The sequence below is a fragment of the Luteimonas sp. BLCC-B24 genome, assembly GCF_028550595.1.
In the GTDB taxonomy this organism is placed as follows: domain Bacteria; phylum Pseudomonadota; class Gammaproteobacteria; order Xanthomonadales; family Xanthomonadaceae; genus Luteimonas.
The window spans coordinates 225401-246742 of sequence record NZ_JAQQGN010000003.1 but is presented as its reverse complement, the minus strand read 5'-3'; the positions used below and the strand labels follow the sequence as shown (position 1 = coordinate 246742).

At 71.5% G+C, this 21342-nt stretch carries 17 protein-coding genes and 1 pseudogene; 6 read left to right on the top strand and 12 right to left on the bottom strand.

The window, feature by feature from the left end:
- Window positions 1-55: 55 nt before the first annotated feature.
- Window positions 56-448 carry a YchJ family metal-binding protein gene (locus PQS31_RS08965; protein WP_272762366.1) on the bottom strand — a complete coding sequence of 131 codons (393 nt, stop codon included), beginning with the start codon at window positions 446-448 and terminating at the stop codon, window positions 56-58.
- 653 nt (window positions 449-1101) lie between these two features.
- On the bottom strand, window positions 1102-1776 hold the full coding sequence (gene radC / locus PQS31_RS08960; protein ID WP_272762365.1) for a DNA repair protein RadC: 675 nt from the start codon (window positions 1774-1776) through the stop codon (window positions 1102-1104).
- Window positions 1777-1947: 171 nt separating this feature from the next.
- Between radC and coaBC the strand changes: the two are divergent.
- The 4 genes and pseudogenes from coaBC (at window position 1948) to PQS31_RS08940 (ending at window position 7031) form a co-directional block, all read left to right on the top strand.
- Window positions 1948-3164, top strand: a pseudogene (coaBC, locus tag PQS31_RS08955) (bifunctional phosphopantothenoylcysteine decarboxylase/phosphopantothenate--cysteine ligase CoaBC).
- Window positions 3161-3634, top strand: a complete 474-nt coding sequence (dut, locus tag PQS31_RS08950; protein ID WP_272762364.1) for a dUTP diphosphatase — start codon at window positions 3161-3163, stop codon at window positions 3632-3634. Before coaBC ends, dut begins: the two are co-directional and overlap by 4 nt.
- A gap of 13 nt (window positions 3635-3647) precedes the next feature.
- Window positions 3648-5966, top strand: a complete 2319-nt coding sequence (locus PQS31_RS08945) for a phosphomannomutase/phosphoglucomutase (RefSeq protein ID WP_272762363.1) — start codon at window positions 3648-3650, stop codon at window positions 5964-5966.
- Window positions 5967-6143: 177 nt separating this feature from the next.
- Complete coding sequence (locus PQS31_RS08940; protein WP_272762362.1) at window positions 6144-7031, top strand: DNA ligase; 888 nt, start codon at window positions 6144-6146, stop codon at window positions 7029-7031.
- Between the two features lie 144 nt (window positions 7032-7175).
- On the opposite strand, the gene PQS31_RS08935 is transcribed toward PQS31_RS08940, so the two are convergent.
- The 4 genes from PQS31_RS08935 to hrpB all read right to left on the bottom strand — a co-directional run bounded on the left by PQS31_RS08935 (window position 7176) and on the right by hrpB (window position 13400).
- Window positions 7176-8807: a mechanosensitive ion channel gene (locus PQS31_RS08935; protein WP_272762360.1), complete on the bottom strand. Its 1632-nt coding sequence runs from the start codon at window positions 8805-8807 to the stop codon at window positions 7176-7178.
- Between the two features lie 382 nt (window positions 8808-9189).
- A complete protein-coding gene (locus PQS31_RS08930; protein WP_272762524.1) occupies window positions 9190-10209 on the bottom strand; it encodes a patatin-like phospholipase family protein in 1020 nt (339 codons plus the stop codon).
- Between the two features lie 208 nt (window positions 10210-10417).
- The gene (locus PQS31_RS08925) at window positions 10418-10786 is read right to left on the bottom strand and encodes a hypothetical protein (protein WP_272762359.1); all 369 of its coding nucleotides are present in this window, start codon (window positions 10784-10786) and stop codon (window positions 10418-10420) included.
- Window positions 10787-10907: 121 nt separating this feature from the next.
- The gene (hrpB, locus tag PQS31_RS08920) at window positions 10908-13400 is read right to left on the bottom strand and encodes an ATP-dependent helicase HrpB (RefSeq protein ID WP_272762523.1); all 2493 of its coding nucleotides are present in this window, start codon (window positions 13398-13400) and stop codon (window positions 10908-10910) included.
- A 127-nt stretch (window positions 13401-13527) separates the two neighbouring features.
- Between hrpB and PQS31_RS08915 the strand changes: the two genes are divergently transcribed.
- Window positions 13528-14316 (top strand): TatD family hydrolase, encoded by a 789-nt coding sequence (locus PQS31_RS08915; protein ID WP_272762358.1) that lies wholly within the window; start codon window positions 13528-13530, stop codon window positions 14314-14316.
- A 727-nt stretch (window positions 14317-15043) separates the two neighbouring features.
- On the opposite strand, the gene ubiB is transcribed toward PQS31_RS08915, so the two are convergent.
- The 6 genes from ubiB to oleC all read right to left on the bottom strand — a co-directional run bounded on the left by ubiB (window position 15044) and on the right by oleC (window position 20718).
- Window positions 15044-16711, bottom strand: a complete 1668-nt coding sequence (gene ubiB / locus PQS31_RS08910; protein ID WP_272762357.1) for a ubiquinone biosynthesis regulatory protein kinase UbiB — start codon at window positions 16709-16711, stop codon at window positions 15044-15046.
- 10 nt (window positions 16712-16721) lie between these two features.
- Window positions 16722-17366 carry an SCP2 sterol-binding domain-containing protein gene (locus tag PQS31_RS08905; RefSeq protein WP_272762356.1) on the bottom strand — a complete coding sequence of 215 codons (645 nt, stop codon included), beginning with the start codon at window positions 17364-17366 and terminating at the stop codon, window positions 16722-16724.
- Window positions 17367-17403: 37 nt separating this feature from the next.
- Entirely contained in the window at window positions 17404-17616 is a 213-nt protein-coding gene (locus PQS31_RS08900) for a hypothetical protein (protein ID WP_272762355.1), read from the bottom strand.
- Window positions 17617-17736: 120 nt separating this feature from the next.
- Window positions 17737-17895, bottom strand: coding sequence for a DUF1328 domain-containing protein (locus tag PQS31_RS08895; RefSeq protein WP_082387634.1), 159 nt, complete (start codon window positions 17893-17895; stop codon window positions 17737-17739).
- Between the two features lie 166 nt (window positions 17896-18061).
- Window positions 18062-19048, bottom strand: coding sequence for a 2-alkyl-3-oxoalkanoate reductase (oleD, locus tag PQS31_RS08890; protein ID WP_272762354.1), 987 nt, complete (start codon window positions 19046-19048; stop codon window positions 18062-18064).
- Entirely contained in the window at window positions 19045-20718 is a 1674-nt protein-coding gene (oleC, locus tag PQS31_RS08885; protein WP_272762353.1) for an olefin beta-lactone synthetase, read from the bottom strand. Before oleC ends, oleD begins: the two co-directional genes overlap by 4 nt.
- Window positions 20719-20796: 78 nt before the next feature.
- On the opposite strand from oleC, the gene PQS31_RS08880 reads away from it, so the two are divergent.
- On the top strand, window positions 20797-21240 hold the full coding sequence (locus PQS31_RS08880; RefSeq protein ID WP_272762352.1) for a hypothetical protein: 444 nt from the start codon (window positions 20797-20799) through the stop codon (window positions 21238-21240).
- Window positions 21241-21342: the final 102 nt, after the last annotated feature.

Genomic DNA, 21342 nt, shown 5'->3' with positions numbered 1-21342 from the left:
GGTCGTCCGGCGCCCGCGCCGCGCGCGCCCCGTCGCGTGCGCGAGCGGCCGGGGCTCAGTCCACGTCGCCGTCGACGTAGCGCCAGTGCCCGTCCTCGCGGGCGAAGCGGCTGTGCTCACGCATGCGCACCACGCTGCCGCCGCCGATGCGGTAACGCGCGACGAAGGCGACCTCGGCGTGGTCCGCATCGAGCGTCCGCGCGGATTTCACCGCAAGGCCGAGCCACACCGGCTGCGGCCCCTCGAACTCGAGCACCGGCGGGCGCGTGCGGCTGTGCCAGCTCGCGCGCAGGTAGTCGGCGTCGCGGCGCACGTAGGCGCTGTAGCGCGCGCGCATCAGCGATTCGGCATCGGGCGCCGGTGCGCCGGCATGCAACGGGCCGCAACAGGCGTCGTAGAGCTGCGGGCGACCGCAGGGGCAGGCAGATGACGCCGGGCGTGATGACATGCCGCCAGTGTGCCCGCAGGCAGCCGCGTACGCGAACGCACGCCCTCGGCGGCGGACGCGTCCGGCCCGCGCATTCGAGCGGCTCCGGCCTCGCTGCGCGGAGGCGCATCTGGCGATCACCGGCATCCGAACGACGCGGCAGCGGTCCAGGAACACGCCCGCACCACGTGCCACCGACGGTCCGCAAGCGGGCGACAGTCACGGCGCCGGGTCATCCGTCCCCGACGGGAGTCGCCAGGACATCGCGGCTCGACGCTTGAGCGCGGTCGACGCGACCGCGCTGCTGCCGCGCCCAATCTCGCCTGACGACGCCGTCGCGCGATTCGCGCGAGCACGGGGCGACCGTGTTGCAACGCTCGGCGACTACGGCTCGAACGCAGCCCGGTTACCGGCCGCGTGTCGACACTCCCGAGCCGTGCCCGTGTGGCCGTCTCTTCGACGCGCACAGCGCACCGCATGGGTGCGGCCGCGGCCACGACGCTGGTGGGCCCGCGTCGCATCGACCCCGCCACAGTGCGATGCGCGCCGCGTAGCCGCCGCAGGGATACAGGCGGCGGCCGTGAGACCGCGGATACGCGCGGCGCCGAGGTGCGCCTGGACGGCGGCGACGGGCCCGGGCTCTGCAGCGGACCTGCACGACGCGCGCGCCGCGCTCACACCCAGCCGCGCGCCGCCAGCGAGACCGCAGCGCCGTCACCGACGACGAAGTGATCCAGCAGGCGCACATCCACCAGTGCCAGCGCCTGCTTGATCTGCGCGGTCACCGCGCGATCGGCGCTGCTCGGTTCGCGGCTGCCGCTGGGATGGTTGTGGCCGACGATCACGGCCGCCGCGTTGTGCGCCAGCGCGCGACGCACGATCTCGCGCGGGTGCACCTCGGCGCCGTCGATCGTGCCGCGGAACAGTTCCTCGAAGGCCAGTGCGCGGTGACGGGTGTCGAGGAACAGCACCGCGAAGACCTCGTGCGCGAAGCCGCGCAGGCGCTGCGAGAAGTACCGGCCGGCAGCGGCCGGATCGGTCATCGCCTCGCCGCGCGCGAGGTCCGCGGCGAGCACGCGATTGCCGAGTTCCAGCGCCGCCGCGAGCCGGCAGGCACGCGCAGGACCGAGCCCGGGCAGTTCGGCCAGGGCGGCAGGCCCGCGTTCGACCAGGGTGCGCAAGGGGCCGTGTCCCGCCAGCAGCTGGCGCGCGGTGGCGACCGCATCCTGACCGCGCAGGCCGGAGCCGAGAAAGATCGCGAGCAGTTCGGCGTCCGACAAGGCCGCGGCGCCCCGGTGCAGCAGTTTTTCACGCGGGCGTTCGTCGCTGGGCCAGTCGCGGATGTGCATGACGCCTCGTCGGGTCGGCCGGCGCCGGGAGCGCCGCGACAGGGGAAGGGCGAAGCGCGCCCGGGGCCGGCCGGAGGTCCATTCCAACCGAGGTCGACCGCTCCGGCTGCCAGCCCGCCGCGCACGTTCGGGTAAGCTGTCGGCCGGTTTTTCCGTAGGGTTTTGCTCACCATGGCCGCTGCCCCGAGTCCGCTCAGCGGACAGCGCATCCTGGTCTGCGTCTGCGGCGGAATCGCCGCCTACAAGGCCGTGGATCTGGTCCGCCGCCTGCGTGACGCCGGTGCCGAGGTGCGGGTGGCGATGACCGACAGCGCGCAGCAGTTCGTGTCGGCGACCAGCTTCCAGGCCGTCTCGCATCACGCCGTGCGCACCACGCTGTGGGATCCGGGCGCCGAGGCCGCGATGGGCCACATCGAGCTCGCGCGCTGGGCGACCCGGATCGTCGTTGCGCCGGCGACGGCGAACACGCTGGCCAAGCTCGCACACGGCTTCGCCGACAACCTGGTCACCACCCTGTGCCTGGCGACGACCGCGCCGCTGACCGTCTGCCCGGCGATGAACCACCGCATGTGGCTGCATCCCGCCACGCAGGCGAACATGACTGTGCTGCGCGCGCGCGACGTGCAGGTCATCGGGCCCGAGGACGGGCCCCTGGCGGAAGGCGAATCCGGTCCCGGCCGGCTCGCCGAGCCGTCGGCCATCGTGGCCGCCCTGCCGGCATGAGCGCCCCGCTCGCCGGACGTCGGGTGCTGGTGACCGCCGGCCCGACGTACGAGGATCTCGACCCGGTGCGGTTTCTGGGCAACCGCAGCAGCGGCAAGATGGGCTTCGCGGTGGCCGCGGCGGCCGTGGCCGCCGGCGCCGACGTGGTGCTGGTGGCCGGGCCCGTGCATCTGCCCACGCCCGACGGCGCGCACCGCATCGACGTGCGCTCGGCCGCGCAGATGCACGCGGCGGTGTTCTCCGCGCTGCCGGCCGACGTCTACGTGGGCGCGGCGGCGGTCGCCGATTTCACCCCGGCCGGCGTGGCCACATCGAAGATCAAGAAGCGTCCCGGCGAGGACGGCCTGACGTTGCAGCTGGTGCGCACGCGCGACATCCTGGCCGATGTCGCCGCGCATGCGGCGCGCCCGCGCGTGGTCGTGGGGTTCGCGGCCGAGACCGACGACGTCGACGCCAACGCCCGCCACAAGCTCGCTGCCAAGGGCGTCGACGTCATCGCCGCCAACCGCGTCGGCATTGCCGGAAGCGGGTTCGAGGGCGACGACAACCTGCTGGTGGTTCACGACGCGGCCCGCAGCCACCGGCTCGGTCCGGATTCCAAGTCCGCGGTCGCCACCGCCCTGGTCGCATTGATCGCCGGCCGCCTCGCCCAGGAGATGCCATGAGCCACGCACCCCACGCCCACGTGCTCGATGTCCGCGTGCTCGACGCGCGTTTCGGCCAGCAGTGGCCGCTGCCCGCCTACGCTACCGAGGCCAGCGCCGGGCTCGACCTGCGCGCGGCACTGGACGAATCGCTGACCCTGCTGCCCGGCGATACCGCGCTGGTGCCCTCGGGCCTGGCGATCCACATCGGCGATCCCGGCCTGTGCGCCGTGGTGCTGCCGCGCTCCGGCCTGGGCCATACGCACGGCATCGTGCTCGGCAACGGCACCGGGCTGATCGACGCCGACTACCAGGGCCCGCTGATGATCAGCATCTGGCATCGCGGCAAAGATGCGTTCACGATCGAGCCCGGGGACCGCATCGCGCAGCTCGTGTTGCTGCCGATCGTGCGGGCGACGCTGAATGTGGTGGATACTTTCGTGGACACCGCACGCGGGGCCGGGGGCTTCGGGCATTCGGGCGTGCGCTGACGGGGACGAATTGATGAGCGAGAAGGATCCGCAACGGACGCGTGCGCTGCTGGCGCAGCTGCGTCCTGCCGCGCCGCTGCTGGCGATCGTGCTGGGCCTGGTGGCGGCGTGGTTCGCATGGAGCGGCTGGCAGACGCTGCAGGGCGACCGCCGCGTGGCCGCGGTCGAGCGCGCGCGCGATACCGCGCTCGACGGTCTGCGCACGCGTCTGGGTGACGACCTGGCCCGCCTGGGGACCCAGCTGGAGACGCCCGCCGTCCAGCGCGCACTCGCCGACCGCGACCTCGCGGCGGCCGGCGCGGCGCTGGGCGCCGACTGGTCCGATGTGGAATCGGCGCAGGTGCTGCCGGTCCAGCTCGACGCCGATTACGCGGCGCTCGATGGCGACGGGTTCGGCCGGCTCGCCGCGCTCGAAGCGGCCATCGGCAGTGACGCACCGGTGCTGACGGTCGCACGCATCGGCGATGCCCCCAAGGTGCTGCTCACCGCCCCGGCCCGGGCCGGGGACGCCGTCGTCGGCGTGGCGATCGCCCAGCTGCCGCTGAGCCGTGCCACGGCGCCGCTGGACGGCGCCGCGCTGGACGATGCCACCTATCTCGCGCTTCGCCAGGGCGGCTACACCATCCACGCCCGCGGCGATGCGTCGCTGGCGAACGTGGCCGAGCGCCTCGGCCGTCCGGTGCCCGGCACCGGCCTGCGTGTCGCGGCCGCTGTGCCGCACGTGGACACCCCGCCCTTCGGCCTCGATGGCCTGCCGCTGCTGGTGATCGCCGTGGTGCTGCTGCTGCTCGCTGCGGGGGTGTGGCGACTGCCGCGTCACCTGCAGCCGGTGGCGGCCAGCGACGACATCGCCCCGACGCTGGCCGAATCCCTGCAGCAGCCCGCGCAGGCGGACGACGGCGTGCCCGTCCCCGCGCCGACCGTGCGCAGCGAGCCGAAGAAGGCCGCGCCGTCGGTCGTGCTGGATCCGTCGATCTTCCGCGCCTACGACATCCGCGGCATCGTCGGACAGACCCTCGATGCCGGCGTGGCCGATCTGATCGGCCAGGCCGTGGGCTCGCTGATGCGCGAACAGGACCTCACCGACATCGTCGTCGGTCGCGACGGCCGCCTGTCCGGCCCCGACCTCGTCGCCGGCCTGATCGCCGGCCTGCGCAAGGCCGGCCGCAACGTCATCGACATCGGTCTGGCGCCGACGCCGCTGGTCTACTTCGGCGGCTTCCACCTGCGCACCGGCTGCTGCATCTCGGTGACCGGCAGCCACAACCCGCCCGACTACAACGGCTTCAAGATCGTCGTCGGCGGCGAAACGCTGTCCGGGGACGCGATCACCGACCTGCATGCCCGCGTCGCCGACGACCGCCTCTACACCGCGGCCCAGCCCGGTGGCCTGAGCGAGCGCGACATCAGCGAGGAGTACGTCCGCCGCATCGCCGACGACATCCAGATCGCGCGGCCGCTGAAGGTGGTGGTGGATGCCGGCAACGGCGTGGCCGGCGAACTCGGCCCACGCGTGCTCGAAGCCATCGGAGCGGAGGTGGTGCCGCTGTACTGCGACATCGACGGCACCTTCCCCAATCACCATCCCGATCCGAGCGACCCGCAGAACCTGGCCGACCTGGTCAGCACGGTGCAGCGTTTCGATGCCGATCTGGGCCTGGCCTTCGACGGCGACGGCGACCGGCTCGGCGTGGTCACCCGCGACGGTGAAACCATCTTCGCCGACCGTCTGCTGATGCTGTTCGCGGCCGATGTGCTGGAGCGCAATCCGGGCGCGATGATCGTCTTCGACGTGAAGTGCACCGGGCGTCTGCCGGGCCACGTCCTGCGCCACGGCGGCAGTCCGCTGATGTGGAAGACGGGGCATTCGCTGATCAAGGCCAAGATGCGTGAAACCGGCGCCGAGCTGGCCGGCGAGATGAGCGGCCATTTCTTCTTCTCCGAACGCTGGTACGGCTTCGACGACGGCATCTATGCCGCCGCGCGGCTGCTCGAAATCTTGGCCATCGACGACGATCCGACGGCGGTGCTCAAGGCACTGCCGAGCGGTGTGTCGACGCCGGAGATCAAGGTCGACGCGCCGGGCGGCGACCCGCACGCGTTCGTCCAGCGCGTGCAGGCCGCCGCGGCCTTCGAGGGCGCGCGTCTGTCCACTATCGACGGCGTCCGCGCGGACTGGCCCGACGGCTGGGGCCTGGTGCGTGCTTCCAACACCACGCCGGTGCTGGTGCTGCGCTTCGATGCCGACAGCCGCGAGGCGATGGCGCGGATCCAGCAGACCTTCCGCGATCAGCTGCTGGCCCTCGACCCGGAACTCGCGCTGCCGTTCTGACGGCGCCGGCGCTGCAGGTGCCCGCGACGCCGGCGCTGCGCCGGCGTCGTCGTATCGGGACATCGCCCGACATCCACGCGCGGTGCGCGCCGACGCCGGGCTGCAGCGAACCCGCCTCGCGCAGGCGCCGGCGTCGCACGCAGGCTGGACGCCCCGTCAGCACACCGGAGCGTCCCGATGCCACGATCGCGCACCGATCGCCCGACCTGGTCCCGGGCTGTCGCTGTCTGCATCGCCGCGCTGTGCCTGATCGGTGCGACGGCGGCCGCAGCGGCGCCTGTGCCGGGACTGATGCTGGCGCGCGATCTCGGCACGACCCGGATCGACGTCGACGCCTATTTCGTCAGTGAAAAGCTCGACGGCGTGCGCGGACGCTGGGACGGACGGGCGTTGTGGACGCGCGGCGGGCACCGGATCGTCACCCCGGCGGCGTTCACCCGGGGCTGGCCCGATGTTCCGATGGACGGCGAACTGTGGATCGCACGCGACCGCTTCGAGGCCGTCAGCGCCCTCGTGCGCAGTGCGCGGGCTGACGACGCGGCCTGGGCACCGGTGCGCTTCATGGTGTTCGACCTGCCGGCGCACCCCGGTCCGTTCGCCGAGCGCGTGCAGGCGATGCGGACCCTGGTGGCACGCACCGCACATCCGCAGCTGCGGATGGTGACGCAGACCCCCGGCACCTCACGCGCGGCGCTGGATGCACAGCTCGCCGAGGTGGTCGCGGCCGGCGGCGAAGGCCTGATGCTGCACCATCGCGACGCCCGCTACGGCGCCGGACGCAGCGCCGCCCTGTTCAAGTTCAAGCCCCATGACGACGCCGAAGCGCGGGTGGTCGCACACACGCCAGGCAAGGGCAAATACAGCGGGATGCTCGGCGCCCTGGAAGTCGAGCACCACGACGGCCGCCGGTTCCGGATCGGCACCGGCTTCAGCGACGCCCAGCGCGCGCAGCCGCCGGCGCTCGGCACCTGGGTGACGTATCGCTACAACGGCCTCACCTCGACCGGGTTGCCGCGCTTCGCGCGGTTCCTGCGCGTGCGCGACGAGATGCCCCCACCGGAGTGAGGCCGCGCCTTCGCGGCCTGCCTGTGGGCGACGCATCGGCTGCGAGCGGCAGCGCCGCCGCACACGCGACCGTCGACCCCGCCATTGAGGGAAAACGACCAAGGCCCGCCGGGCGGCGGGCCTTGGTGCGGGGCGCCGTCGGGCTCAGGGACGCGGATCGTTGTCGCCGCGACGCTCCAGGTAGGCGCGGGCCCAACGGTCGGCCACCCGGCCGGCCGCATCGCGGCCGCCGAGGCCGAAGGCCAGCGCGGTGGCCACCGCCACGGCGCCGAGCACCAGCCCGAACGCGAGGTTGACGATGTCGTCGGCGATGCCCATCGCGCGCAGACCCATCGCGATCACCAGGCCGAGGATCGCGACCCGCGCGATGCGCGACAGGCCGACGCTGCGATCGGGATTGGCACGCTGGATCGCCCGGGCGGCGACGTCGGCCAGCCAGTACCCCACCACCAGGATCACCGCACCCAGCAGCACGTCGGCACCGAAGGCGATGAAGGTCGCCAGCAGGTCGCGCACGCCGGTGAAGCCCAGGCGGTGGGCCGCCTCGACGGTGGCGAACAGCAGGATGAAGAACAGCGCCACGCGGCCGACGAAGGCCGACAGCCCGGTGCCGGCGGCCGGAGCGTTCACCGGCGTGCCGTGTGCGTCCACGATCGGGGGGCCCGGCTCGGGCATGCCCGCGGCCGCGACCGGATCGGCCGTCGCCAGCGCCTGGTCGACCGGCGCGGCGGTGGTCGGTGCGACGGGAGCCGCCGGCGCAGTCGTGAACAGATGGGCCAGACCCAGACGCGCCGGGATGCGGTCGACGCCGAGGTTCTCGAGCAGACGGGTCAGCAGCCCGGCCACGAACCGGCCCAGGTACCACGCGACGATCAGGATCAGCGCCGCGGCCAGGATGTTCGGGATCGCGGTCAGGAACATGCCGAGCATGTCGCTCGCCGGTTCGGAGATCGCCCGGATCGCCAGCGCATCGAGCGCGGCGATCAACGTCGGCACGATCACCAGGATGAAGACCAGCGTGCCGCCGAGTTGCGACAGCCGCACACCTTCGGTGAGCCCGTCGCGATTGCTGTAGCGGTCGATCCCACTGGCGGCCAGCAGGTTGGTCAACAGACCGCGCAGCACCTTGGCCACCAGCCAGCCGACCACGCCGATGACCACGGCCGCGAAGATGTTGGGCAGCATCGTCGTGACCTGCGCGGTCATGTCCGCCAGCGGCAGCATCAGACCGTCGATGCGCAGTGCACCGACGATCGCCGGCAGGAACAACAGCAGCACCAGCCAGTAGACGACGTCGCCGAGCACACCCGAGATCGGCCGGACGCCGGCCGATTCCGAGAGCGTCTCGTCCCAGCGCCCGGCGGCCATCAGGCGGTTGACGCCGGCGCGCAGCACCGTCGCCAGCACCCACGCCACCAGAGCCAGCACGGCCGCCAGCAGAATCCGCGGCAGGTACAGCATGACCTCGGTCACCAGGGCCGAGAACGGTCCATACAGCCCGTCGACGCGCAGCACGCTGAAGACGCCGATCAGGGTGAGCAGGATCACGAACCAGAAGCCGATCGACGCCGCCACCTTGACGATGTCGAGCTGCGATGCGGTCTGCGTGTGGACGCGCTCGTTGACGCGCAAGCGCGCCATGCCGCTGCGGATCACGCCACGCACGAACAGCGCGGCGATCAGGCCGACGATGAGTACGAGCACCGCACCGAGCACGCTCGGCAGGTAATGGCCCAGGCTCAGTTCGAGCTGTCGGCCGAGGGTGTTGGCTTGCATGGGAAGGACTCTCCTCGCTGGGATGCGGCGGGCCGCACCAAGTCGATGGACGGGCAGCGCGGAAGCGCTGCCGACGGCATGGCGCGCGTGTCCGGAGTGCGCGCGCAGCGGCGAGCGTGTGGGGGCGTCCGGGGTCGGTCGATGCGCGCGGCATCGGTGCGGCCGAGCGCAGTGTGTCGTGGCGTGGTGTGGGCTGCGGGTGAACGAACGCGATCACGCGCATTCAGTCCTGCATCGCACGACGCCCGTGCATCACCGCGTGCGGGCCGCATCGCAGCACGACCGGGGCCGGCGTCCGGCCGCTCGATCCATCGCTGCGGCGCACTGTGCGGCGGTGCCGCGCGCCGCAGCGCAGACGCCGCTCACGTGGGCCGTGGCTGCGTCAGCAGGCGCGTTCCTTCGCGAACGGATTGAGCCGCCGCACCCAGCTGTCACCGCAGTCGATGTCGACCGGCTCCGGCTCGACCGGCGTCGCCGGCCTGCGCGCGGCCGCGCGTGCGCGTTCGAGTTCGGCGATGCGGCTGCGGATCTGCGGCATCGCCGCGAGCGCGGCACGTTCGCCCTGCAGAATGGCCGCATTGCGCTGTTCGAAGCTCGCCGGTCCGATGTCGTTGACCTGCGGCCGGATGACGACGTCGGCGCGCGCGAGTTCCTGGCGGCCGAGCGTCTGGCCCATGATGGCGATCGACTGGTTGACGATGCCGAGCATGCTGCCGGGTGTGCTGCCGCTGGCCTTGCTGGAGATGTCGACGGCGATCACCAGGTCCGCCCCCAGCTGCTTGGCCGCGTCCACCGGCACCGGGCTGACCACGCCGCCATCGACGTAGCTGCGCTCGCCGATGCGGACCGGCTCGAACACACCGGGCACGCTGCTCGAGGCACGCACGGCCTGGCCGGTGTTGCCGCGTACGAAGACGACGCGGTCGCCGGTGTCGAGCCGGGTGGCCACGGCGGCGAATGGAATCGTCATGCGCTCCAGCGTGCGGTTGCCGACTTCCTGGTTGACGTAGTTCTGCAGGGCCACGCCCTGCACCAGGCCACCGGAGAACAGGCGGACGTCGCGGATGCTGGACTCGTCGAGCGCCACCGCCCGCTCCTGCATCCGGAACGGGTCCATGCCACTGGCGTAGAGCGCGCCCACCACGCTGCCGGCGCTGGTGCCGGCCACCACGTCGGCCTTGATGCCGTTCGCTTCGAGCATCTTGATCACGCCGATGTGGGCGAAGCCCTTGGCCGCGCCGCCGCCGAGCGCCAACCCGATCCGCACCGGAGGTGCCGGCGGCGCAGGCGTCGCGGTGGCAGGGCGCGGCGGCGGCGTGGGTTCGGCAACGGGACGCACGTTGTCGCGTCCGCAGCCGGCGAGCAGCAATGCCGCGGCGGTGACTCCGAGCAGATGGCGCATGCCGGCCCGCAAGGCGCGATCGGCATGCGCGGCAAGGGGCGGAGTCGGGGCAAGCGCGTCGGACATGGGACAGGTTCGGGACGGATGGTAGACGAGCATACCCATCCGCCGCCTGTCGCCGGCTGAAGCACGACGCACAGCGCGCCGCCCGTGGTGCGGGCAGCGCGCGGGAACACGTGGATGATGGCGGCGCCGCGGCGCCGCCGAATCAGTCGGCGTCGGTCTCGTTGGCGGCCGTGGCGGCGCCGCGCTTGCTGCGGGTCGCGCGCTTGCGCGCCGCGGCGTTGGAGGCCTCGATACGACGCGAGTTGCCTTCGATCGTGCCGTTCGCCTTCTTCTTGCGGTACTGCCGCGCGGCCACCCACACCAGGCCCACGCCGATCGCACTCGCAGCCACGATGGCCGGATTGCGACGCAGGAACCCCACGCCGACCTTGGCGCCGGTGCGTGCCACACCCACGGCCATGCCGGTCTTCATCCAGTTCTCGGCCGTGGACGGAAGCGCATGGCGCAGGCTGTCGCCTGCCTGGCCGACCAGCGACATCGCCTTGTCGGACAACTCTTCGAACTTGCTCATCGGATTTCCTTCGAGGTCCGCATACGGGACGCGAAGTCTGTGCGCCACGCTGTCGAACCGGTGTGAGCGGCGACGGCGCGCGCGATCCCGCGTTCAAGTGCGGTTGCGCGCGCAGACGGTCTCAGGTGCCGCGCGGCTTGGCACGATGCGTGGCCGGCGCGTTCCAGGGATCGTCCGGCCAGGGATGCCGCGGGTAGCGCCCCTTCATTTCCTTGCGCACATCCGGGTAGGTGCGCTCCCAGAAGCCCTGCAGGTCGCGGGTGACCTGCAGCGGCCGGCCGGCCGGTGACAGCAGATGCAGGGTCAACGGCACCCGGCCGTCGGCCACGGTCGGCGTCTGCGCGAGGCCGAACAGCTCCTGCAGCTTGACCGCCAGCACCGGTGCGGCCGGGGCGCCGTCGGCCTCGATGCCGTACTGCACGGCCCGGGCCTGCCCGGACGGCACGGTGACCCGCGTCGGCGCCAGACGTTCGAGCTGCTGCCGCACCGACCACTCGAGCCGGCCGTGCAGGGCCGCGGCGAAGGCGTCGGGTGCCAGCGCGTCGAGCCGGTTGATGCCGGCGAAGGCGGGCCGCAGCCAGGTGTCGCGCGAAGCCAGCAGCGCCGTATCGGCCATGTCCGGCAGGCCGAGCTCGGGCATCCAGGCGCGGACGGCCTGCACCCGCGCCTGCCACTGGCGCAGCGCGTCCGTCCACGGCAGCACCTCGAGGCCGAGATCACCGACCGCGTCCGCCAGTGCCCGCGCGGCCTGCGCCGGATCGACCCGCCCGTTGGCGCGCGCATCGAGCACGATGCCGTCGAAGCGCCGCACGCGTTCGCCGACCAGCGCCCGTTTCGCCGCATCCCAGCGGGTCTCGTCCGCCTCGACGAAGCGCTCCGGCCAGGCGCGGCGCAGGGCCGCCTCGTCCACCGGGGCGCCGCGCAGCAGCAGCGCATCGCGCGCCTCGAAACGCAGTTCGCTGGCGACGATCCAGGGCTCGCCGACGAGCGTGCTGTCGTCGAACAGCCGCGCCATGCGGCCGTTGCTGAGCGTGTAGCGGTAGGCATCGCGGGCGTGGCGGTACCCGATGCGGTCGGGGAAGGCATGTGCGAGCAGATCGCCGATCGCGTGGGCGGGCACGGTGTCGGGCGGCTGTGCATCGACCCGTAGCCGACGGCGCCATTGCCGGGCCGCGGCATCGATGGCGGCCAGCGCGGCGCGCGAGACGTCGGCGCCGTCGCGTCCGCGCCGGAATGCCGCCAGGGCCTGCCAGCGCGTCGCGAGCGCATCGGACCGCGCGGCGCCGCGAAGGGGATCACGCGCTTCGACCAGCGCGCACAGGTCACAGGCCAGCGCGCGCGCATCCGGCGCATCGGCGGCCAGCAGCATCGCGGCGAGCCGCGGATGGGTGCCCAGCGCGAGCATGCGGCGGCCGCTCGGCGTGATCGTCCCGCGCTCGTCGAACGCGCCCAGACGCTGCAGCAGATCGCGCGCGGCCGCGATCGCACCCGCGGGCGGCGGATCGGGAAACGCCAGCGCGGCGTCGCCCCAGGCGGCGAGTTCGAGTGCGAGCGCCGCGAGTTCGACCTGGGCGATCTCGGGCCGGCGCTGGGGCTCGAGCCGCTGCGATTCGGGCCACAGGCGCAGCGCCACGCCGGGGGCGACGCGCCCGGCGCGTCCCGCGCGCTGGTCCGCCGAGGCCTGGCTGATCGCCACGACCTCGAGCCGCGAGAAACCGCTGTTGGGATCGAAGCGCGGCTCGCGCGCCAGGCCGCTGTCGACCACGATGCGCACGCCCGGCAGCGTGACGCTGCTTTCGGCCACGTTGGTCGCCAGCACCACGCGCCGTCGCCCGTCGGACGCAGGCTGCAGCACATGCGTCTGCGCCTCGACCGGCAGCTCGCCGTGCAACGCCAGCAGCTCGACGTCCGCCGGCAGCGCGGCCTCGAGCTGCGCGTGGCAGCGTGCGATCTCGCGCTGGCCCGGCAGGAACACCAGCGCATCGCCGGCGTGGGCAGCGAGCGCGTCGGCGACCACCCGCCGGATCTGATGCTCGAGCGTCTCGTCACGCCGCGGCGGCACGTGCGAGACCGTCACCGGAAAGCTGCGACCGGCACTCGACAGGCGCGGCGCCTCCAGCCACTCGGCGATGCGTGCGCCGTCGAGCGTGGCCGACATCACCAGCAGACGCAGATCCTCGCGCAGGCCGGCCTGCACGTCGCGTGCGAGCGCGAGGCCGAGGTCGGCGGCCAGATGGCGTTCGTGGAATTCATCGAACAGCAGTGCACCGATGCCGTCGAGCGTGGGGTCGTCCTGCAGCATCCGCGTCAGGATGCCTTCGGTGACGACCTCGACGCGCGTGCGCGCGGAGACGCGGCTCTCGAAGCGGATGCGATAGCCCACCGTCGCGCCGACGTCTTCGCCCAGCTGTCGGGCCATGAACGCCGCGGCCGAGCGCGCGGCGACGCGGCGCGGCTCCAGCATCACGAGGCGGCGGCCGTCGAGCCATGCCGCATCGAGCAGCGCCAGCGGCACCTGCGTGGTCTTGCCGGCGCCGGGTGGCGCTTCGAGGACGAGCCGCGGATGGGCCGCGAGACTGGTGAGAATCTCCGGCAGCAGCGCCGTGATCGGCATTGCGTCGGTCGATGGCGAGGCGGGCACGGCGGTCTTCACGGCGCACAGGCTAGCGGCGCATCGCGCGGCCGTCGATGACGGCGGAGGCCTCTTTACAATGCACGGTCCCCCACGCGTGGTTTCCGGCATGCAGTTGATCGACATCGGCGCCAACCTCACCCACGACAGCTTCGACCGGGACCGCGACGCGGTGCTGCAACGCGCGCGCGCGGCCGGCGTGACCCGGCTCGTGGTCACCGGCGCGAGCCGCGAGCATTCGCCCAAGGCGCTGATGCTCGCGCAGCAGCACCCCGGGATGCTCCATGCCACCGCCGGCGTGCATCCGCACCACGCGGTCGAATACACCGAGGAATGCGACGCCGAAATGCGCGCATTGCTCGCGCACCCCGAAGTCGTCGCCGTCGGCGAGTGCGGACTCGATTACTTTCGTGATTTCTCGCCCCGCCCGGCGCAGCGCAAGGCCTTCGAACGCCAGCTGCAGATCGCCGTCGATACCGGCAAGCCGCTGTTCCTGCACCAGCGCGACGCCCACGACGATTTCATCGCGATCATGAAGAACTTCGACGGCCGCCTCGGCGCGGCCGTGGTGCACTGCTTCACCGGCGAACGCCGCGAGCTGTTCGACTATCTCGACCGCGACTGGCACATCGGCATCACCGGCTGGCTGTGCGACGAGCGTCGCGGCCAGCACCTGCGCGCACTGGTGCCCAACATTCCCGCGCACCGGCTGATGGTCGAAACCGACGCGCCCTACTTGCTGCCGCGCACGCTCAGGCCCAGCCCGAAGGACCGGCGCAACGAACCGGCGTTCCTGCCGCACATCGTCGAAGAACTGGCACGGGATCGCGGCGAGGATGTGGCCGAGACCGCGGCGGCGACGACGGCGACGGCGATGACGTTCTTCGGGCTGGAGTAGTCGTCCATCCGACTGACGGTGCGCGCCAGCGGGGTGCGCGCGCTTGAGCCATGGCTGCGTAGAAAACGCGTCATCGCTGCGGTCTCTGCGCCTTAGCTGCTGTTGCTGTTGCTGTTGCTGTTGCTTTGCTGCTGTTATTGCCTTTGCTGAAAAACGACATGCCCGCGCGTTCGCCAGACCCGGAGGGCGGCGGGCATGGATGCCCGCCGTTTTCCGACCGAGGCAGGAGGCCGAGTCGGAAAATCCCGGAACGACTAACGCGCCGGGTTCGCTTTGTCGGGAAATCGTTTTTCTTTGGTTCCGTTTCTTTTGTCGATTGACAAAAGAAATGAACTCGGCCGCGTCAGCGGACGAAAGCGTTTGCTGTCGTCTTGGAACTACTTGGGGAAGACAAGTGCAGAGCTTCCACTCGCCTGCCGGCGAGCGGCTCACTTTTCTTTGTTGGCCCAAAGAAAAGTAAGCAAAAGAAAGGGCCTCCCCGACGAAGCTCACCCGGTAAGTCATTCGTCCCGGGATTTTCCGACTCGCCAATCCTGGCTCGGTCGGAAAACGCCGCCCCTCCATGGGCGGCGCCCTACGGGTCTGCCGACGATGCAGGCGTGTCATCTTTCAGCTGGAGCAACAGCAAGGGCTCAAGAAGCAGCAACGGCAACGGCAACGGCAACGGCAGGCTCGCCCGCTGCTCCGGGAGATGCTGCTCAACAACAACTTATGCGAACAGCGCCCGCTACCGCCGCGGCCACGCCGCCAGCAGGGCCCACAATCCCCCCACACCCGCCACCCAGGTCGCCACCGGCAGGCCAAGCAACGTCGGCCCGCCGGCCTCGAGCGCGTACAGCACGGCGGCGACGATCAGCAGGCCGACGCCGAGGATCGCGGCGACGACACGCTTCTGCATGCCCTGCATGGTCGCGGTGAGTGCGGCGAGATCGTCGGAGCGCATGCGCAGTTCGTGGCGGCCCTCGACCTGCTGCTTGAGCCAGCCGTGCAGCAGGCGCGGCATGTCCGGCGCCTGGGTGATGAGTTCCGGCAGGCGGTCGCGGAACTCCCGGCCGAGGCGCTGCGGACTGTAGCGCTCGACGAGGATGCGTTCGAGCACCGGGCGCGCGACCGCCCAGATGTCGAGCCTGGGATCGAGCAGGCGGCCGATGCCTTCGATGCTGAGCAGCGTCTTCTGCAGCAGGATCAGCTGCGGCTGCAGCGTGAGCTGGTAGCGCTGCGCGGTGCGAAAGAGCTTGCCCAGCACTTCGCCGAGCGAGATTTCGCACAACGGCCGGGTGAAGTACGGCTCGCACACCGAACGAACCGCCGCCTCGAGTTCGTCGATGCGCAGGTGCGCCGGCATCCAGCCGGCCTGGATGTGCAGCTCGGCGATGCGCCGGTAATCCTGGCGGAAGATCGCCATGAAATTCTCGGCGAGGTAGTACTGATCCTCGCGCGAGAGCTGGCCCATGATGCCGAAATCCAGCGCGATGAAGCGCGGATTGCCGGCGCGGTCGGGATCCACCCAGATGTTGCCGGCGTGCGCATCGGCATGGAAGAAGTTGTCGCGGAACACCTGCGTGTAGAACACGCGCACGCCCTTGGCCGCGAGCGCCTTGCGGTCGATGCCGGCGGCGTCGAGCGCGGCGATGTCGTCGCTCGGGATGCCGTGCACGCGCTCGAGCGTGAGTACGCGCTGGGTGGTGCGCTCCCACACCGGCGCCGGCACGTAGAGATCCGGCGATTCGGCCCAGAAGCGTCGCAGCACCGACGCATTCGCGCCCTCGCGCTGCAGGTCGAGTTCGGCGGCCAGGGTGTTCTCGATTTCCGCCACCACCTCGCGCGGCCGGATCTTCTCGGCGCGCGGATGGGTGCGCTCGACCAGCGCGGCGAGGTTCCTCAGCAGCGCGACATCGGCCGCGATCTGCTTTTCGATCGTGGGGCGCAGCACCTTGACCACGACCTCGCGCTGCGGATGCCGGTCGTCGGCCGGCAGCGTCGCCGCGTGCACCTGGGCGATCGACGCCGAGGCCAGTGGCACGGGATCGAACGCCGCGAAGGCCACCGCGATCGGCATACCCAGCTCGCGCTCGACGATCGCCTGCGCCTGGGCGCCGTCGAACGGCAGCACACGGTCCTGCAGCAGCGCGAGGTCGTCGACGATGTCCGGCGGCACGAGATCGCGGCGGGTGGAGAGGATCTGTCCGAACTTGACGAAGATCGGCCCGAGTTCCTGCAGCGCCAGACGCAGCCGCGCGCCGCGGGACTGCGCCGCGATGTCGGCCGAGGCACGCGGCACGAACGGACGCGCGAGCTTGAGCCAGCGCTCGGCCGGCGTGCCGTCGAGGAGATCGTCGAGGCGATAGCGCAGCAGGACACGGCCGATGCGCGAGGCGCGCAGCAGTCCCTTCATCGCCGGGACCTCATGCCGCCGGGCCGCGGCGCAGGCGTGCCACCCGCACGGAGAGGCGTTCGACCGCGTCGTGCAGTGCATCGACGTCGTCGTGGAACGCATCGAGTTCGGCACGCGGCACGACGTCGCGCGACTCTTCGGTGATGTACTCGGCGGCGCTGCCGGCGACCGTACGCCCGAGGTCCTGGGCCTGGCGCAGGGCCGCGGCGAACGCATTGGCGATCTGGACGCCGATCACCTCGCCGAACACCGCGACGAAGGGCTGCTGCCAGTCGGGATCGAACCGTGCCGCCAGGGTCTGCAGCCTACGGGCGAGTTCCGCATCGCCCGATACGCGCACCTTGCCGATCGGCGGGGCATCGTCGCGGCGCAGGAACGGCAGTTGCGAGAGCACGCCGGCCAGTGTGGTACGCACGGCGAGGTCGGGCTCCGTCGCCGCGTCGACCGGACCGACGCGCAAGCGCTCGCCGTCGACGCGCAACTCGAGCGCGAGTGGCGGCGACGCGAGCGTCAACGCGATGCGCTGGCCGTCGAGTCCGCGCAAGGCGCTACGGGTGTCGGCATCGAGCGCGAGCGCCCGGTTGAGCGCGGTTTCCAGCGCGCGACCGGCGATGGGCTTGAGCACGGCGAACGGAGAGGGCGGGAACTGGGCCATGCCGGCATTGTAGGGGTTGGCAGGCGGTGTGGTCCGGCTACGGCGCGTTGCGCGCACGCATGCCCCAGAGATAGAGAAACAAGGCGAGAAGCAAGGCGCCGCTGCTGCCGAGCGTGAGCAGTACGAAAACGATCCAGACGGCGCTCGTTGCCGCGCCTGCAGCGCCGCTCACGCCCGTCAGGAACGCGACTATCGCCCCGAGACCCAGCCCGGTGCCGGCAATCAGCGACACGACGGCGGCGATCTTCATGGACGCCCTGTTCTCAGCCCGAATGAGGGGCGCATCCCATGACGGCGATTGGCCTGCCAGGGAGACAAAAAAACGCCCGCCGGGCAGGCGGGCGTCGTAGACGGCTCGGACACGTAAGCGTCAGGGTCCGCGGCCACGCAGCATCGAGATCACGGCCAGGATCAGGAAGACCACGAACAGGATCCAGGCGATGTTGGTCGCGGCGCCGGCGACGCCACTGAAGCCGAGGACACCGGCAATGATGGCGACGACGAGGAAAATGACGGCATATCTGAGCATGGTGCGGTCTCCGTGGCATGGCCGGTAGCGGCTGTGGGGGACACCGTATGCCCAGTCAGGTCGCGATCAGGTGACGACGTGACGGCCGCTTCGACGTCGTTTCAGCCGGGTGATTCGGCCGTGAAAACGCGCGGGCGTGCGCGCCCGTTTCGATGCCGCGTCCGGGTCATGCCGAGGCCTGCAGCCGCTGCAGGCCCTCGGCGATCGACACCTTCGGCACGTAACCGAAGTCACGCTGCGCGGGTGCCATGTCGTACCAGTGGGTGGTGCTCAGCTGCTCGGCGAGGAACCGGGTCATCGGCGGCTCGCCCTCGAGCCGCAGCAGCGGCCAGGCGGTCTCGCACAGTGCGCCGATGGCGTAGGCCGCGCCGAACGGAAGCGTCTTCTCGACCCGGGGCGCGCCGACCGCCGCCAGCAACGCGTTGACGATCTCGCGCACCGTCCTGGGCTCGCCGTTGCTGATGAAGTACGCACGGCCCGCGCAGGCGGCGCCCGGCGCCAGATGCGCGAACGCATCGAAATGCGCCTGCGCGGCATTGTCGATGTAGGTGGTGTCGATGCGGTTCTCGCCGTCGCCGACGAAGCGCAGCCGGCCCGCTCGCGCGCGTTCGGCCAGGCGCGGGAGCAACTGCTGGTCGCCGGGGCCCCAGATCAGTCGCGGACGCAGCGCCACCGTCGCGAGGTCCGGGCTGTCGGCGGCGAGCACGGCCTGCTCGGCGATCTTCTTGGTGGTGGCATACGGCGCCTTGAAACCCTCGCCGTAGGGCACGGTGTCGGCCGTGCCGCCTTCCACGGGATGCGTGGCGCGATGGGTCACGCTGGGCGTCGAGGTGTAGACCAGCCGGCCGATGCCGTGCGCGCGGCAGGCGTCGATGACGTTCTGCGTGCCCACCACGTTGGCGAGGTGATAACTCTCGTAGCTGCCCCAGGCCCCGGCCTTGGCCGCGTTGTGGAAGACGGCATCCATGCCCTGGGCAGCGGCGCGGACCGCAGCGGCATCGGCCAGATCGCCGCGGACCTGGCGCACGCCGAGCGCATCGAGTTCGGGGTAGTGCCCGCGGTTGAAGCTGGTGACGCTGTGGCCGCGGGCGACCAGGCCGCGACACAGCGCTTGTCCGAGAAAACCGCCGCCGCCGGTGACGAGAAGATTCATGCGAGGTCCTGTGTACGTTTCGCCGCCCAGACCGCGAGCGTCTCGCGGCCGATCTTGGCGTTGTGGCGGATGTCGACCGGAAACCCGGGGTGGAACAACACCCGTTCGATGCGTCCGGTGTGGACGAAGCCTTCGCCGATGTGGCGCAGTTCATCGGCGATGCGTGACTGCTCCGTCTTCGCGATACCGGCCTCCAGCTCCACGCAGAGCACCGGGGTCTGTGCCCCCTTCGCACCGACCCCCACCAGCGCCGTGCGTCGCACCTCGGGGTGCACGTTGAACACGGGTTCGACCTGTTCGGTGCACAGCGTGCCGGTGGCCGTGACCACGCGATGGCCCTTGCGGCCGCAGAACCACAGCCGCCCCTCGGTGTCGAAATATCCGAGATCGCCCATGCGATGGACGATGCGCGTGCCGCCGTCGGGCAGGGTCTCGGTGATCTTTGCCAGGCGCGTCTGCGCGTCGCGGTTGAAATAGGTGTCGGTGGCGCTGGGCCCGGCGACGGTGATCTCGCCGACCTGCCCCCCCTGCACCATCCAGGCATCGGACCACGCCGGAATCGCCGCGTCGTCGACCCGGATGATGCGCACCACGTTCGGCGGCACCGGGCGGCCGACGCAGGTGCCCGCGCCCTGCTCGGTACGCATGCGCAAGCGCAGCAGCTCCCGGCCTTCGATGACCGCGACCGGCAGGCATTCGGTGGCCCCGTAGGGCGTCCAGAAGTTCGCGTCGTCGGGGAGCAGGTCGAGCATCGTCGCGACCGTCTGCGGCGGCACCGGCGCGCCGGCCGAGGTCACGCGGCGCAAGCCCGGCAGTGGCTGACCATGCTTAGCGAGCACGCCCATCAAGGCCGGCGAGCCGAACAGCTGGTCGACGCCGAATCGGGCGATCGCCGCATGCAGCGTGCGCGGGTCGGCCTTGGCCGGCTGCGTGGGATCCATGTCCGGGATGATCGAGGTCAACCCGAGTGCGGGATCGAACAAGGCGAACGGCGGAAAGGTCGGCAGGTCGACGCCGCCGGCGCCGATGCCGAACGCCTCGCGCAGCATGTCGACCTGGGCGGCGAAGTGGCGATGGCGGTAGACCACGCCCTTGGGCACGCCGGTCGAGCCGCTGGTGAACAGGATCGCGGCCACGTCGTCGCCGGCGGTCGCCGCCAGTTGCGGGCCGGCGCCGGTGCCGGCGCGTTCGATCTCGGCCAGGGTGGCGTCGCCCAGCAGCGCCCAGCGCCCGGTGGTGATGTGCACCCGTGCCGATTTCGCCCAGCCCAGCACCACCCGCGCCAGGTGCGCCAGCGGAATCCCGATGAAGGCCTCCGGCTGCGCCTCGTCCAGACACTGCTTCAACGCGCGCCTGTCGATGCCCGGATCGACCAGCACCGGCACCGCGCCGGCCTTGAACAGCGCGAACATCAGCAGGAAAAACTCGGGGGTGGGGCGCACCATCAGCACCGTGCGCGTGCCGCGGACGATGCCGCGCGCGGCGAGGCCGGCGGCGATCGCGTCGCTGCGTGCATCGAGCGCGCCGTAACTCAGTGCGTGCGCATCCGCATAGCGGCCGTCGGGACCGGGGCAGCGCATGGCGATGCGGCCGGGCGCCGCCTGGGCCAGGCGCGGCAGGGCGGCGGCGATGTTGACCGTGGCGGGCGGGGAAGCCGTGTGCTCATCCATCCCGCAGAGGATACCGGCAGCCGCACGTGCGCCCGCCGCGCCGGCTACGATGGCGGCTTCACGCCACGAGACCCTGCCATGCGCGCGACATCCGGCCGCCCGTCCCTGCTCCGCACGCAGCTCGCCCTGCTGATGCTCGCACTGCTGGTTCTGCTCCCCGGCTGCGCCAGCACCGGCAAGCAGGCCAGCGCACTCGAACGCGCCCAGTACGCGTGGACCGGCGCGGTGCGCTGGAACGACATGAAGGCCGCCTGGCAACTGGTCGACCCGGAGTACCGCACGGCCCATCCGCTCAGCGAGCTGGATTTCGCCCGTTACGAGCAGGTGCAGGTCACCGGCTATCGCGAAACCGCGGCCACGGCGGGCCCGGACGAGGCACTGCGCGAGATCCAGATCGGCGTGATCAACCGCCACACCATGGCCGAGCGCACCGTGCGCTACACCGAGCGCTGGCGCTGGGATGCGGCGGCCGGCCGCTGGTGGATCGTCGACGGCCTGCCGGATCTCTGGGCCGGCGAGTGAGCCCGGCGCGCCGGCCGCGGCCGCGGCCCCGCCCGGTCCGGGCCGATAGGTTCGCCTGTCCCGGTATGCGACAATCGCCGCCCGCTGCCGCTTCGCGAACCG

Coding starts and splice junctions, on each gene's coding strand:
- PQS31_RS08925 (WP_272762359.1), bottom strand. CDS start 10,786: ATGAGCAAGTTCGAAGAGTTGTCCGACAAGGCGATGTCGCTGGTCGGC.
- PQS31_RS08930 (WP_272762524.1), bottom strand. CDS start 10,209: ATGCGCCATCTGCTCGGAGTCACCGCCGCGGCATTGCTGCTCGCCGGC.
- oleC (WP_272762353.1), bottom strand. CDS start 20,718: ATGGATGAGCACACGGCTTCCCCGCCCGCCACGGTCAACATCGCCGCC.
- PQS31_RS08895 (WP_082387634.1), bottom strand. CDS start 17,895: ATGCTCAGATATGCCGTCATTTTCCTCGTCGTCGCCATCATTGCCGGT.
- PQS31_RS08880 (WP_272762352.1), top strand. CDS start 20,797: ATGCGCGCGACATCCGGCCGCCCGTCCCTGCTCCGCACGCAGCTCGCC.
- radC (WP_272762365.1), bottom strand. CDS start 1,776: ATGCACATCCGCGACTGGCCCAGCGACGAACGCCCGCGTGAAAAACTG.
- PQS31_RS08940 (WP_272762362.1), top strand. CDS start 6,144: ATGCCACGATCGCGCACCGATCGCCCGACCTGGTCCCGGGCTGTCGCT.
- PQS31_RS08900 (WP_272762355.1), bottom strand. CDS start 17,616: ATGAAGATCGCCGCCGTCGTGTCGCTGATTGCCGGCACCGGGCTGGGT.
- hrpB (WP_272762523.1), bottom strand. CDS start 13,400: ATGCCGATCACGGCGCTGCTGCCGGAGATTCTCACCAGTCTCGCGGCC.
- oleD (WP_272762354.1), bottom strand. CDS start 19,048: ATGAATCTTCTCGTCACCGGCGGCGGCGGTTTTCTCGGACAAGCGCTG.
- PQS31_RS08915 (WP_272762358.1), top strand. CDS start 13,528: ATGCAGTTGATCGACATCGGCGCCAACCTCACCCACGACAGCTTCGAC.
- ubiB (WP_272762357.1), bottom strand. CDS start 16,711: ATGAAGGGACTGCTGCGCGCCTCGCGCATCGGCCGTGTCCTGCTGCGC.
- PQS31_RS08965 (WP_272762366.1), bottom strand. CDS start 448: ATGTCATCACGCCCGGCGTCATCTGCCTGCCCCTGCGGTCGCCCGCAG.
- PQS31_RS08905 (WP_272762356.1), bottom strand. CDS start 17,366: ATGGCCCAGTTCCCGCCCTCTCCGTTCGCCGTGCTCAAGCCCATCGCC.
- PQS31_RS08945 (WP_272762363.1), top strand. CDS start 3,648: ATGAGCGAGAAGGATCCGCAACGGACGCGTGCGCTGCTGGCGCAGCTG.
- PQS31_RS08935 (WP_272762360.1), bottom strand. CDS start 8,807: ATGCAAGCCAACACCCTCGGCCGACAGCTCGAACTGAGCCTGGGCCAT.
- dut (WP_272762364.1), top strand. CDS start 3,161: ATGAGCCACGCACCCCACGCCCACGTGCTCGATGTCCGCGTGCTCGAC.